Genomic DNA, 14,147 nt, shown 5'->3' on the forward strand with positions numbered 1-14,147 from the left:
TCTGGTCGTATTTTTCATGGTCGTGCCTATTCTGGCCATCTTGCCCTTATCGTTCAATGGCAGCCAGTTTCTGGCCTATCCGATGCGTGGAACGAGCACGCAGTGGTATGCGGAACTGATCTCTTCCCCGAGGTGGTCTCATGCGATTTGGAATAGTCTCCTGATCGGTTCGGCAGCGGCAATCGTGGCCACCATCCTGGGAACAATCGCTGCACTTGGACTATGGTGGAGTGATTTCCGGGGCAAGGCGCTTCTTACTGCCTTCTTGCTCAGCCCTATGGTCGTCCCGGTGGTTGTGTTCGGTGTCGGTCTTTCTCTGTTTCTGGGCCCCCTTGGTCTGGTGAGGTCTTACAGCTCCATCATTTTGGCGCATGCCGCCCTGGGCAGCCCGTTCGTAGTGATTACGGTCGGAGCAGCGCTGGCGTCTTACGATAGAAATCTCACGCGCGCGGCACTTGGCCTCGGTGCCAAGCCGCTTTACGCGTTCCGCCGCGTCATGCTGCCCCTTATCACCCCTGGCGTACTTTCTGGGGTCGTCTTTGCGTTCGCCACCTCTTTTGACGAGGTCGTCGTGGTCATGCTGATTGGAGGGCCGGAGCATCGAACGTTACCGCGCGAGATGTTCTCGGCGATCCGAGAGAATCTGTCGCCGACGATCGCAGCGGCAGCCACGGTGATGACGTTTTTCGCCATCGCCCTGATCGCATGTGTGCAGGTCCTCCAACGAGCGCGCAAGTAAGACGGCACTGACGGCCGAAAGTGTGTCGCATCGGGCAGATCCGAAAGCACTGCATTTTGACCGGCCGCCGGATAGCGGCCGGTCGTATCAGTCCATTGTTAGGACTTTGCCTTTTCGTAGCTCTCTGCATCCGGATACGGAAACCACCAGAAATCCTGCGGCGCCGCGGCCGGATCGATAACCACGTACTTCGAAGACTGGAACTGCGCGAGACCTTCAGGTCCAAGCTGGCGCCCGACGCCCGATAGCTTACGGCCGCCGAAGGGGAGCGCGTCATTGTCGAGGATTGGCGCATTGATCCAGAGCATGCCGGATTCAACTTCGTTCACCGCACGCATCATCTCGCTCATGTCGCGGGAGTAAAGGTTTGCGCCAAGTCCGAAATCTGACCGGTTGGCGAGTTCAAGCGCCTCGTCAAAGCTCTTTACGCGGCAAATCGGGGCTACCGGACCAAAGGATTCGCCATTGAGGATTTCAGAGTCGGGAGAGACGTTGGTCAGGACAGTCGGCTCGATGAACCAACCGTGGTTCAGCCCATTCGGGCGACCGCCGCCGGTCGCAAACGTGGCGCCTTCCTGGCGAGCACGCGCCAGCAGCGCCTCGAAGCGATCTCTCTGGCGATGAGTAGCCATCGGGCCTATATCCACGGTTTCCAGGCCGTTGCCGATGCGGAGCTTGCGCGTTTCAGCCACCAAACGCTCGACGAATTCGTCATGGATGCTGTCGTGAACGTAGAAGCGCTCCGCCGACGTGCAGACCTGACCGCAGTTCAGGTAGGCGGCAAAGGTGGCGGCTCGTACGGCGACATCCATCGGCGCCGAAGGCATGACGATAAACGGGTCGTTGCCGGAAGCTTCGATGAGCGCCGGTTTGAAGGTGTCGGCGCACACCTTCATAATCTCCTGAGCGATCGGAACGGAACCGGTGTAGGCTACGCAGTGGGTCTTCCTGCTACGGACAAGCTGCTGCGCCACCCGGGGCCCGCCGGTCACGACCTGAACAAGTCCTTTGGGCAGGTCATTGAACACCTCGGCAAACTTGAGGGTGGTGATGCTCGTCTGCTCATGCGGCTTGATGATGACCGAATTGCCTGCAGCGAGCGCGGCCGCCAGTTCCCAGCAAAGCAGAACCAGAGGGAAGTTGAAGGGGAGAATGATCACGACCGTGCCGAGCGGCTCCTTCACGGAGAAGTGGAACTGGCCCGGGACCGTCGTGCCGGCGATCCTGCCGACATCACTTCGTCCGAGTTCGGCATAATAGTCGATGGCCGTGGCGCACCACGACGTCTCATCGACGGACTCCTTGAACGGTTTTCCTTCTTCGCGGGTCATGAAGTAGCCGTAGATCGCCTTGTCGCGACGGATTCTTGCCGCTACCTCGTGAAGCATTGTCGCGCGTGTACGAGGATCAATCGCAAGCCAAGCTTTGCGTGCCGAATTTGCAATGTCGATAACGCCCTCGACCTCTTGTTCCGAGGCGTTTGCGATTTCGGCGATCCGATCTTCAGTCGCTGGGTCGATGACCGCGATGCGATCGGTTGTTTCGCTTTTGAGGTAGCGCCCTTCGACGTATAGCGTACCGGAAAGGCGATCAAACTCCTGATGAAGTGACATGTTTTCTCCTTAATATGCTCAGGCATCTTGGTTGCATGAGCTGTGGTTTGGGCACGAGTTCCCAAGGCAGAATTGCGAGTGGTGGGTCTTCCCAAAAGGCGTTCGAACAGAGACGTGCACTCGTCCGGTTGACCATGAGGGGTTTAGTCTTTCGGCAGATGAAACGTGCGACGCCGGTGGACTGTGCTCTGCGATGACCTGGGAACTCATATTGTCATCGCGCTCGCTGTGAAGCGCTTTATATCGAGCGAAAATGAGCTCATTTCTTCAGCCCTCTGCTTAAGGTGGTGCGATAAGACACAGCTTCGCTAGTCGATGCGCCCGTGGAGGCTCCGATAAAGCTGTCCATGATGAAATTCGTCCGGCGTTCCGCTTTCCCTAGTGTTCTCTGACGCGGTCATCAGCATCGCAACGCTATGTCAAATATTTTCAACATTCAATACGTTTTTTTTTACGGTTGGCTGTGGAAATTTTTAGTCCAAAAACAATGACCTCTTGAATGTCGCCATACTTTTTCGCAAAAACTGCGATCACAGATCGCAGATCGCGGTATTGACAACGCGATTTAGATACGCTCTGAAATCGTGCCATTGCGCTGTCTTGAGCCACTATCTGACGCGCCTCAACGACAATGGGAGACCAGCCATGACCCTCACCAAGACTTCAACTCAAGGCCTGTACACGGCAACAACGACACCGATGAATGCGGATGGCTCGTTAAATCTCACGCTAATTGGCGCTCAGGTTGAGAAGCAGCTTCGAGCGGGCATTTCAGCAATCGTGGCGGTTGGAGGGACCGGTGAGGCGTCGGCGCTTTCGGTTTCTGAACGAGTGGACGTTGTGCGCGCCACCGTCGAGGCGGTCGCCGGGCGAGTGCCGGTGGTCGCCGGGATCACCACGCCCGGTCTGCCAGACACTTTGGCGCTCGGCCGCGCTTTCCTCGATGCCGGCGCCGATGGCCTCATGGTCATTACGCCATATGGCACCGCGCCAAGCCAATCGGGCATTCGGGACTACTACAAGGCGGTCGCCGACGGCTTGGGTCAGGCGGTGATGTTGTACGACATTCCTTACCTGACATTGGTGACAACCCATCCCGAGACGGTGCTCGATATCGCGAATGATGGCTCCATCTTTGCCATGAAGGCCTCGAACCCGGATCAATCAGCCTTCACTCGGCTCGTCCAGCTCGTCGGCGACAAGATCGCCATCATGTCGGGCGACGAGCATCTCTTCGCGGTGCAAATCGCCCTCGGCGCCGTCGGCGGTGTCCTGGCGTCAACGAACGTGCTGCCAAGGACATGGGTGCAGATCATGGAGACGGCTCGCGCCGGCGATCTCGCGCTTGCGCAGCACCAAATCGCTCGCATCCGCGACTTCCTCGTCAACGTCTACGCCGAGCCAAATCCCGGTCCGATGAAGGCGGCACAGGCTCTCACAGGTTTCGACGTCGGTCCTGTTCGTCTTCCGAATAGGGCTCCCGAAGCGACGCTTGTGGGTAACATGCGGGCGCAACTGACAGAGCTGCTCGCATACGAAGAGGCGCTGGCGGTCTAGTCGCGCTTTGAAATCAGCAGGTTCTATCCCTGAAGGGAAAAGAACGGGGAACATAATCAAATGGAGAGAGAAATGACGCGTTTAACAAACTACGTGCATTCCATCTGCGTTGCGGTCACCTTTGCGGGAGCCGTGGGCTTTGGTGCGCATGCCGCCGAGCCTTATTACGAGCTTCCAGGAGAGTATCCCGTCTGCTCCGACGATTCTTACAGGCGCGCCGCCGAGGACGGAATCAAGCTGGGTGTGGCTGCAGCGATGCCGTGGTCCGGAATTGACCCGGCAACTGGCAAGGCCATCGGGATTGACGTCGAATTGCATGCCGAAGTCTTGAGGCACATGGGCATCACCAAGATCACCTACGAGGCTGGCGCGTTCAATTCTCTTATCCCCTCGATGCTCTCCAAGCGCATCGACATGGTCGTCACCGACATCCACGTGACACCTGAACGAACGAAGACGATCGCTTTTAGCGGACCGGTCTGGTGGTACGGGCCAGCCGTCGTGGTCCAGACCGGTAATCCGAAGGTGGTGAAGTCTTTCGATGACCTTTCGAGGCTCCGAGTAGGCGTATTGCTAGGGACTGGCACGGACGAATATCTAAAGAAAATGGGTGTGCCGGCAACCCGCTACCAAAGCTACGCGGAAGAGTTCGCCGCCATTCAGCAGGACAAAGTAGACGTTGTGCTGGAGTACGACCTGCTTGCCGCAGAATTCAAAAAAGCCAACCCGAATGCCAAGGTCGAGGCTCTCTCCAACTTTCCCATTCCAGACGACCTCCTTAAGAACGGTTACGGTTACGCGCGCTACGGTCTCCGGAAGGAAGATTGCAGCTTCCGTGCGGCGTTCAATCAATCACTCGCTGAGGCGAGAGCATCGGGAGCGATGTCCGAAATCTTGCGGAAAAACGGTCTGTCGGATCGAAACCTCTTCGTCTTCCCTCTGCAAGCCAATTAATCCAAGGAGCGACTGCGAAATCGGCCGGTGATGTCCGGCCGATACTCGCCGTCGGGAAATACTATGGAACTTTTGAACCTTGATGTGATCCGATCTTACGGATTCGTGCTCTTGCAAGGGCTGGGCAACACCGTTTTGCTAACACTCATAGTCATCGTTCTGGCTGGAGTGTTAGCCATCCCTCTGGCCCTTGTGCGAATGTCGAAGGTCTGGGCGGTCCGCCTGCCGTTCGAAGCGTTCGTAGAAATTATCCGCGGAACGCCGCTCATCCTGCAGCTTTTCTACGTATATTACGTGCTGCCTTCCGCTGGGCTGCAACTCGATCCATTTGCCGCAGCCGTCGTCGCGTTGACCATGAACTACACCGCCTACTTGAGCGAAGTCTACCGTGGCGGCATTAAGTCCGTGCCGGAGGGCCAACGCAACGCGGCTGCAGCATTGGGAATGACGCCGAGCAAGGCGTTTATCAGAATCATCCTGCCGCAAGCCTTCAGGGTGGTAACGCCTACTTTGGGGAACTACTTTATCGCGCTCTTCAAGGACACGGCGCTGGCGTCCGTCGTGACCGTCAACGAACTGCTCTACACCGGTAATCTGGTGTCGTCGTCGACCTTCCAATATTTTACCGTCTACACGGTCACGGGAATTCTCTACTTCGTCGCCGGTTTCCCAGCATCGTTATTTGTGCGCTACCTCGAGAAGAGAATGCAAAACAAGAAGCGCCGCCCGCGCGCGTCGGCGCGTCCGCCTCACCATGATGCACTCGAAGCGGGGAGATCCAGCCAATGATCATCTTGAAGGATTTGGAGAAATACTACGGTCATCTGCAGGTGCTCAAAGGGGTGTCCCTCAACGTCAAGAAGGGTGAAGTCGTCTGCCTTGTCGGACCTTCTGGCAGCGGAAAATCTACGCTTCTGAGGTGCGTGAATAATCTCGAGACCCTGACCGCCGGTGAAATACGGCTGGACGGGGAACGCGTATACTACGACGAAATTCCAAATGGCTTGAAGCCACACAGCCATGCCCGGATCGCCAAGATCCGCGCCCGGCTTGGGATGGTGTTTCAGGACTTCAATCTCTTTCCACACATGACAGCCCTGCAAAACATCATGGAAGGACCCGTGCAAGTACTCGGCATCAGAAAGGACGAGGCGCAGCAGCGCGCTCTGGATCTCTTGACGCGAGTCGGACTGGCCGAAAGGCACGACCATTATCCGGAGGAATTGTCGGGTGGCCAGAAGCAGCGTATCGCAATAGCGCGCGCGCTGGCGATGAGGCCGGAAGCGATGCTCTTTGACGAACCGACATCCGCGCTAGATCCCGAATTGGTGCACGAAGTTCTCTCTGTCATGCGGGAACTGCGCGGCGAGGGAATGACAATGATCATTGCAACCCACGAAATGAACTTTGCACGTGAAGTGGCCGATCGCATCGTCTTCCTGGAAGGCGGAGTTATTCTAGAAGATTCGCCTCCATCCGAATTTTTCGACGTCACGACTAGCCCGCGCAAGGAGAGTTTTCTGCGCAGCCTAACGCGTCGGTAGAAAATCCGCTCCCGCCCGACTGCATCGACACACCCTGAAATGCAGGTCCCGGCGTCGGGTCGCCATGTATATCGAAAGCGAAATTGTATGAAACTCGACGAAAATAGCAGAGCGAAGCTTGCTGAAATCCTCGGTGATCGCCTCAGCCTCAATCCCTCAATCATCGAACAGCACGCGCGTGGTGAGGGGCACCTGCCGGCGTCGCCGCCGGACGCCGTGTGCTTTCCAGTATCGACTGCGGAGGTCAGCGCGGTCGTCAAGATCTGTAATGAAACGGGCATTCCTGTAGTACCTTGGGGCGCTGGCACATCGTTGGAAGGCAACGTATCGGCGCTGCAGGGCGGCGTTTGTATCGACCTGAGCAGGATGAATGTCGTTCACGCGGTTAACGCAGAAGACCTTGATGCAACGGTCGCTCCAGGCGTCACCCGTAAGCAGCTAAACACCTATCTTCGTGACACCGGCCTCTTCTTCCCCGTTGATCCGGGTGCGGACGCCACCATCGGCGGAATGGCGGCGACCCGTGCGTCAGGGACGAACGCGGTCCGTTACGGTAACATGAAGGCGAATGTTCTCGCACTCGAAGTCGTGCTCCCAAGCGGCGAGATCATCAGGACCGGCTCGCGGGCCAGAAAATCCGCAGCGGGCTACGATCTCACAAGCCTGTTCGTTGGAAGCGAAGGCACTTTGGGCTTGATCACGGAAATTACCATCAAGCTCTACGGCCTTCCCGAAGTGATTGCATCGGGTGTGTCGAACTTCCCAACCGTCGAGGCAGCCGTTTCGCTGGTTACTGAAGCCGTCCAGCTCGGCGTACCGATCGCCCGTGTCGAGTTCCTCGATGAGCAGACGATCGTTGCCGTTAATCGTTTTTCAAAGCTGGACCTGGCGGTTGCGCCGACGCTTTTTTTCGAGTTTCATGGTTCCGCTGCTTCCGTTGCGGATCAGATCGAACAAATTTCAGAACTCATTGCCTCCTACTCCGGCTCGCCGCTCGTTTCCTCCACTGACCTTGAGGAGCGCAACAAGCTCTGGCACGCCCGACATGAAGCTCATTACGCATTGCTAGCCATGCGTCCGAACGCGCGCGTGTACGGAACCGACGCTTGCGTGCCGATTTCGAAGCTCGCAGAATGCGTGAGACTGACGAGAGAAGATCTAAAACGCGTGCCATTTTTCGTGAGCGTCATAGGTCACGTCGGCGACGGAAACTTCCATCTCGGCATGGTCATTGATCCAGACGATCATGCCGAGTTCGAACTGGCGGAAGAAATACACGACAGGCTCATCGAGCGGACTTTGGCCTTGGGGGGAACCTGCAGCGGCGAACACGGGATCGGGTACGGCAAGACGAAGTACATGGAATGGGAACATAAGAACGCCATTGGTACCATGCGGATATTGAAGCAGGCCCTTGATCCAAATAATATCATGAATCCGGGGAAAGTGCTTCCTTGAAGGAGAGAAACACTCTTGTAAGCCGATTTTGGACGCCGGGTGCGCAGACACCCGGCTTGACCTTTGATGCTATTTTTGGTGGTGCTTAAACCTCGATTTGGATGCCAGAGTTGAGAATGACGATGAAGACAGGGCTTGTATTGGAGCCGATCGATTTTCAGTCGATGCAGGATCAGGTTTACGAGCAGCTCCGCACGGTGTTGATGAGAGGCGGGTTCGAGCCTGGTCAGAAAATCAGTGGCCGGATGGTGGGCAAGGCGCTCGGGACGAGCGAGATGCCCGCCCGGGCCGCCTTGGGACGATTGCTGGCGGAAAGGGCGTTGATTCAGAAGTCAAATGGCACGTTCACCATTCCTGTCGCGACCCGAGGCCGCTTTCAAGAGGTGATGGAGCTGCGCGAATTGCTCGAAGGGCATGCTACGTTTCAAGCGTGCGGTCGTATTGATGGCCAAGGTCTCGAGGATCTCCGACGCGCTAGCGATGGCCTCACCCAGGCCATGGACGCGAATGATCTCGAAAAGTACCTCGATTTCAACCAAAAGCTAAAGTTTGGCATTTACCGGCATTGCAGTTCCGAAACTCTGCGCTCCCACATAGAATTACTTTGGCTCCAGTGCGGTCCATTCCTTCGCCATCTCAGTATTGATCCCCGCAAAGTCCGGGCAACCTCCTACTGCGAGGAGGCTGTCGATGCTCTCGTCGCGCGAGATGCCGCCAGGGCGAGTGCCGCCATATCCAAAGACATCCGGTCGGGTTTAGAATTTCTGCTGGTTCATGGAAGCTTCGCCGACAAAGTCGACGAAGGCATCGGAGATACATGACGTGGGGCAACCGATGTCACAGGCTCGCTTGAATAAGCCGTCGCCTCGCTCACAACGTTTTCGACAGCGACGATTCTGCTGAGACGAGCGCAGAGTAGAACGGATCGGACGGCTCTTGGTCGACGACGCACTGTCAGTGGCTCTCTGCGATACTTGCTAACCCTTGCGCCAGCGGCGAACGCTCGCACGCTTAGCCGACACGCACTTTTTGCCGCCACCATTCTGCCGATCAGGCGGCCAGGATGAATGCGACTGAGAACCTCGCTCCGGAAAAAATGGCACTACCGCTTGACTTAAAGTTTGCAGAATATATATAAGGTTTTATGAAGAAGCATTGAGAGCCTGGCCATGAAAATAGTAGTCCCAGTGAAGCGAGTGATCGATTCCAACGTGAAGGTGCGCGTTCTCGCTGACGGATCCGGCGTCGATCTGGTTGGCGTAAAGATGTCGATGAATCCATTTGATGAAATCTCGGTCGAAGAGGCCGTTCGCCTTAAGGAGGGTGGAGACGCGACGGAGGTTGTCGTGGTTTCGATCGGTCCTGCCAAGTCCGAAGAGACGCTGCGTACCGCACTCGCCATGGGCGCCGATCGCGCTATTCTCGTCGAGACCGACGATACTGTCGAACCGCTCGCCGTCGCCAAAATCCTCAAGGGCGTTGCCGACGCTGAACAGCCGGGGCTGATCATCGTCGGCAAGCAGGCGATCGATGGCGACAGCAACCAGACCGGCCAGATGCTGGCGGCACTCCTTGGCTCTGCACAGGCAACCTTCGCCTCGAAGATCGAGATCGGCGCCCCTGGTCCTGGAGGCAGCGCCAGGGTCGCCCGCGAAGTCGATGGCGGCCTGCAGACGATCGAGGTCAAGCTTCCTGCTGTCGTGACAACGGATCTGCGTCTCAACGAGCCGCGCTATGCCTCACTGCCGAACATCATGAAGGCGAAGAAGAAGCCGCTCGATAAGAAGACGCCTTCCGACTTCGGCGTGTCCACCGCGTTGCGTCTGAAGGTGCTGAAGACCGAAGAGCCATCCAGCCGCAAAGCAGGTGTCAAGGTCAAATCGGTCTCAGAACTCGTCGAAAAGCTCAAGTCCGAGGCCGGCGTCCTCTAAGGTCCGAAAGGAAATATCACCATGGCTATTCTTCTTCTGGCTGATCACGACAACACCAGCATTTCCGAACAGACCGCGAAGACGCTGACGGCGGCAAGCCAGATTGCCGGCGATGTCACCGTGCTCGTCGCCGGCAAGGATGCGAAGGCCGCCGCCGATGCCGCCGCCAAGCTGTCGGGCGTCTCCAAGGTGCTACTCGCCGAAAGCGACGAGCTTGCCAACAATCTGGCGGAACCGCTGGCAGAACTCATTTATTCCATCGCAGGCGACTACGACACGATAATCTCCGCCGCCACGTCGGTGGGTAAGAGCGTGCTGCCGCGGGTCGCCGCCCTGCTGGATGTCGCGCAGATCTCGGAAATTATCGAGGTCGTTTCGACCGACACCTTCAAGCGCCCAATCTATGCGGGTAACGCCATCCAGACCGTGCAGGCGACCGACGCAAAGAAGGTCATCACCGTGCGCACCTCATCTTTTTCCCCGGCCTCCCAAGGCCCCTTTGCTGCCGTTGAGGAAATCTCGACGGCAGCTCTTTCTTCCGGACCGTCGCGTTACGTTTCCGACGCCCTCTCTACGTCGAATGGTCCAGAACTAACCTCCGCCAAGATCGTGATTTCGGGCGGTCGCGCGCTGGGATCCGCCGAAAAGTTCAAGGACATCATCCTTCCGGTGGCCGACAAGCTCGGCGCCGCCGTCGGCGCCTCGCGTGCCGCCGTTGATGCCGGCTACGCCCCCAACGACTGGCAGGTCGGCCAGACCGGTAAGGTCGTCGCTCCCGATCTCTACATTGCCTGCGGCATCTCAGGCGCGATCCAGCATCTGGCAGGCATGAAGGACTCGAAGGTCATCGTCGCCATCAACACGGACGAGGATGCGCCGATCTTCCACGTAGCAGACTATGGTCTCGTTGGCGATCTCTTCGAAATTCTGCCTGAGCTACAAAAAACGCTTTAGGGCAGTCGTAACGTCGCGAGAGCCGAACGGTCGGCTCCCATTCCCATTCCTGCTCGATGGAGTAACACGTGACCAATGACAATCTCGTTTTAACGGTATCTTGTAAGTCCACCAGAGGGATCGTGGCGGCGATCTCCGGATACCTTGCGGAGAAGGGTTGCAGCATCATCGACAGTTCGCAGTTCGATGACCTCGAGACTGGCAGATTCTTTATGCGGGTCGGCTTCCGGTCGGAATCAGGCGCTTCTGAAGATGAAATACGTGAAGGGTTCACCGACGTCGCGAAGAGTTTCTCGATGGACTACGATTTCCATAACGGTGAGAAGCGGACGAAGGTCCTCCTGATGGTATCGCGTTTCGGCCACTGCCTTAATGACCTCCTCTATCGCTGGCGGATTGGCGCGCTTCCAATCGACATCGTCGGTGTTATCTCGAACCATTTCGAATATCAGAAGGTCGTGGTAAACCACGACATTCCTTTCCATCACATCAAGGTAACGAAAGAGAACAAGCCCCAGGCTGAAGCGCGAATGCTTGATCTCGTGGAGCAGACCGGTACGGAGCTGGTTGTCCTGGCGCGATACATGCAGGTGCTGTCGGACCAGCTCTGCGCAAAGATGTCCGGACGGATCATCAACATCCACCATTCATTCCTTCCAAGCTTCAAGGGTGCGAATCCTTACAAGCAGGCGTATGAGCGTGGCGTAAAGCTAATCGGCGCCACGGCGCACTACGTGACGGCGGATCTCGATGAGGGGCCGATCATCGAGCAGGACACAGTACGCATCACACACGCCCAGTCGGCAGAAGATTATGTTTCGCTCGGCCGAGACGTCGAAAGCCAGGTCCTGGCGCGCGCAATCCATGCACATATCCACCATCGTACCTTCATCAACGGCAACCGCACCGTCGTGTTTCCCGCAAGTCCCGGCAGCTACGCCTCCGAGCGGATGGGCTGACCTATGCCGGTACAGCTCATCGACGGAAAAAAAGCTGCGGCCTCGGTCATCCAGGCGGTGGCGGACGCCACGGAAATCCTAAAGACCGAGACAGGTGTAAAGACTGGCCTCGCTGTCGTCATCGTCGGTAGCGACCCGGCGAGCCACACGTACGTCGGCGCGAAAAGTCGGATGGCCAAGGAATGCGGTTTCACCTCGATCCAGCACACTTTGCCGGAAGAGACGTCTCAGCAGGACTTGACCGAACTTGTGGCTAGATTGAACGCAGACGAGAGCATCCACGGCATCCTGGTGCAGCTTCCATTGCCTCGGCATCTGGACAGCGAGGCGGTCGTCCAGTCCATTCGGCCCGAGAAGGATGTGGACGGACTGAACTTCGTGAACGCGGGGAAGGTTGCGACGGGCGATCTGAGGACTGGACTGGTTTCCTGCACACCAGCGGGCGCCATGGTATTGGTCGGTGGCATCCACGGGAGCGATCTTTCGGGCCTCAAAGCTGTAGTCATCGGGCGCTCAAATTTATTCGGCAAGCCGATGGTGCAATTGCTGCTGAACGCGAACGCTACGGTGACTGTTGCGCATTCGCGTACGAAGGATTTGGAGGATGTCTGTCGCGATGCAGATATCCTCGTTGCTGCGGTTGGCAGACCGGAGATGGTTAAGGCCGACTGGGTAAAGCCGGGTGCGACCGTGATCGATGTCGGGATCAATCGGATCGCTGCGCCCGAGCGGGGCGAGGGAAAGAGCCGTTTGGTTGGTGATGTCGATTTCCAGACGGTGAAGGATGTCGCTCAGGCAATCACGCCCGTTCCCGGGGGCGTAGGGCCAATGACGATCGCGATGCTGATGGCAAACACGGCTATAGCGGCGTGGCGTGCCACCGGGCGCGAAGCGCCCCACTTTGATAGATCATGAGACTGAGTTGCTGATGATGAACGTTTTACCCGAACGCGAAGCGATGGAATTCGACATTGTGATCGTTGGCGCGGGTCCTGCGGGTCTCAGCGCGGCCATCCGGCTGAAGCAGGTCGAGCCGGATCTTTCGGTCGTCGTTCTGGAAAAAGGCGCCGAAGTCGGCGCGCATATCCTCTCGGGCGCCGTGGTCGATCCCATCGGCATCGACCGGTTGCTGCCCGGCTGGCGGGAAGAGGAGGGGCATCCCTTCAAGACCGAAGTCAAGGACGACCAGTTCATGTTCCTGGGCCCGGCCGGCTCCATCCGCCTGCCGAATTTCATGATGCCGTCCTTGATGAACAATCACGGCAATTACATCGTCTCGCTTGGCCTCGTCTGTCGCTGGCTGGCGGAAAGGGCGGAAGCGCTCGGCGTCGAGATCTATCCGGGCTTTGCCGCCACCGAAGTGCTTTACAATGACGAAGGCGCCGTCATCGGCGTCGCCACCGGCGATATGGGCATCGAGAAGAATGGCGAGCCCGGCCCCGCCTTCACCCGCGGCATGGAGCTGCACGGCAAATATGTGCTTGTTGGAGAAGGCGTGCGCGGTTCGCTCGCCAAGCAGCTGATCGCCAAATTCGATCTGTCCAGGGATCGCGAGCCCCAAAAGTTCGGCATCGGCATCAAGGAACTCTGGCAGGTCAAGCCGGAACATCACAGACAGGGCCTCGTGCAGCACTCCTTCGGCTGGCCGCTCGGCTTCAAGACCGGTGGCGGCTCGTTCCTGTATCATCTGGAGGATAACCTCGTCGCCGTCGGCTTCGTGGTGCACCTCAACTACAAGAACCCCTATCTTTATCCCTTCGAGGAATTCCAGCGCTTCAAGACGCATCCGGCGATCCGCGACACCTTCGAGGGCGGCAAGCGCATCTCCTATGGCGCGCGCGCGATTACCGAAGGCGGTTACCAGTCGGTGCCGAAGCTCACCTTCCCCGGCGGCGCGCTGATCGGCTGTTCCGCCGGTTTCGTCAACGTGCCGCGCATCAAGGGCAGCCATAATGCGGTGCTTTCGGGCATGCTGGCGGCGGAAAAGATCGCTGCGGCCCTCTCTGCCGGCCGCGCCCATGACGAGGTGGTCGAGATCGAAGCCGAATGGCGCGACGGCGATATCGGCAAGGACCTGAAGCGGGTCAGGAACGTCAAGCCGCTCTGGTCGAAATTCGGCACGGCTCTCGGCGTTGGCCTCGGCGGTCTGGACATGTGGACGAACCAGTTGTTCGGCTTTTCCTTCTTCGGCACGCTGAAGCACGGCAAGACGGATGCGCAGAGCCTCGAGCCGGCTTCGAAGCACAAGCCGATCGCCTATCCGAAACCGGATGGCGTTCTGACCTTCGACCGCCTGTCTTCGGTGTTCCTCTCCTCCACCAATCATGAGGAGGACCAGCCGGTGCATCTTCAGGTGAAGGACATGGAGCTGCAGAAGCGCTCCGAACACGACGTCTATGCCGGTCCCTCGACGCGGTATTGTCCGGCCGGCGTCTATG

Annotated in this window: 13 protein-coding genes; 12 read left to right on the forward strand and 1 reads right to left on the reverse strand. The window is 57.8% G+C overall.

The window, feature by feature from the left end; translation table 11 throughout:
• Nucleotides 1-16 precede the first annotated feature (16 nt).
• On the forward strand, nt 17-739 hold the full coding sequence (locus O8B93_RS25230; protein ID WP_269712569.1) for an ABC transporter permease: 723 nt from the start codon (nt 17-19) through the stop codon (nt 737-739).
• Between the two features lie 98 nt (nt 740-837).
• Here O8B93_RS25230 and O8B93_RS25235 read toward each other — a convergent pair whose 3' ends face one another.
• Complete coding sequence (locus O8B93_RS25235; protein ID WP_269712571.1) at nt 838-2,352, reverse strand: aldehyde dehydrogenase family protein; 1,515 nt, start codon at nt 2,350-2,352, stop codon at nt 838-840.
• 645 nt (nt 2,353-2,997) lie between these two features.
• Here O8B93_RS25235 and O8B93_RS25240 point away from each other — a divergent pair.
• The 11 genes from O8B93_RS25240 to O8B93_RS25290 form a co-directional block, all read left to right on the forward strand.
• A complete protein-coding gene (locus O8B93_RS25240) occupies nt 2,998-3,909 on the forward strand; it encodes a dihydrodipicolinate synthase family protein (protein WP_269712572.1) in 912 nt (303 codons plus the stop codon).
• A 72-nt stretch (nt 3,910-3,981) separates the two neighbouring features.
• On the forward strand, nt 3,982-4,863 hold the full coding sequence (locus tag O8B93_RS25245; protein WP_269712573.1) for a transporter substrate-binding domain-containing protein: 882 nt from the start codon (nt 3,982-3,984) through the stop codon (nt 4,861-4,863).
• Nucleotides 4,864-4,926: 63 nt separating this feature from the next.
• Nucleotides 4,927-5,652 (forward strand): amino acid ABC transporter permease, encoded by a 726-nt coding sequence (locus tag O8B93_RS25250; RefSeq protein WP_269712574.1) that lies wholly within the window; start codon nt 4,927-4,929, stop codon nt 5,650-5,652.
• Complete coding sequence (locus O8B93_RS25255; protein ID WP_269712575.1) at nt 5,649-6,407, forward strand: amino acid ABC transporter ATP-binding protein; 759 nt, start codon at nt 5,649-5,651, stop codon at nt 6,405-6,407. Before O8B93_RS25250 ends, O8B93_RS25255 begins: the two co-directional genes overlap by 4 nt.
• A gap of 87 nt (nt 6,408-6,494) precedes the next feature.
• Nucleotides 6,495-7,865 (forward strand): FAD-binding oxidoreductase, encoded by a 1,371-nt coding sequence (locus O8B93_RS25260; RefSeq protein ID WP_269712576.1) that lies wholly within the window; start codon nt 6,495-6,497, stop codon nt 7,863-7,865.
• A gap of 116 nt (nt 7,866-7,981) precedes the next feature.
• Nucleotides 7,982-8,686 (forward strand): GntR family transcriptional regulator, encoded by a 705-nt coding sequence (locus O8B93_RS25265; RefSeq protein ID WP_269712577.1) that lies wholly within the window; start codon nt 7,982-7,984, stop codon nt 8,684-8,686.
• Nucleotides 8,687-9,034: 348 nt separating this feature from the next.
• On the forward strand, nt 9,035-9,796 hold the full coding sequence (locus tag O8B93_RS25270; protein ID WP_269712578.1) for an electron transfer flavoprotein subunit beta/FixA family protein: 762 nt from the start codon (nt 9,035-9,037) through the stop codon (nt 9,794-9,796).
• Between the two features lie 21 nt (nt 9,797-9,817).
• On the forward strand, nt 9,818-10,750 hold the full coding sequence (locus O8B93_RS25275; protein WP_269712579.1) for an electron transfer flavoprotein subunit alpha/FixB family protein: 933 nt from the start codon (nt 9,818-9,820) through the stop codon (nt 10,748-10,750).
• Nucleotides 10,751-10,818: 68 nt separating this feature from the next.
• Complete coding sequence (purU, locus tag O8B93_RS25280) at nt 10,819-11,709, forward strand: formyltetrahydrofolate deformylase (protein ID WP_269712580.1); 891 nt, start codon at nt 10,819-10,821, stop codon at nt 11,707-11,709.
• A gap of 3 nt (nt 11,710-11,712) precedes the next feature.
• On the forward strand, nt 11,713-12,624 hold the full coding sequence (gene folD, locus O8B93_RS25285) for a bifunctional methylenetetrahydrofolate dehydrogenase/methenyltetrahydrofolate cyclohydrolase FolD (protein ID WP_269712581.1): 912 nt from the start codon (nt 11,713-11,715) through the stop codon (nt 12,622-12,624).
• A gap of 13 nt (nt 12,625-12,637) precedes the next feature.
• On the forward strand, nt 12,638-14,147 hold a 1,510-nt coding region (locus tag O8B93_RS25290; RefSeq protein WP_269712582.1), incomplete at its 3' end, for an electron transfer flavoprotein-ubiquinone oxidoreductase.

The organism is Martinezella rhizogenes (assembly GCF_027460065.1).
In the GTDB taxonomy this organism is placed as follows: domain Bacteria; phylum Pseudomonadota; class Alphaproteobacteria; order Rhizobiales; family Rhizobiaceae; genus Agrobacterium; species Agrobacterium rhizogenes_C.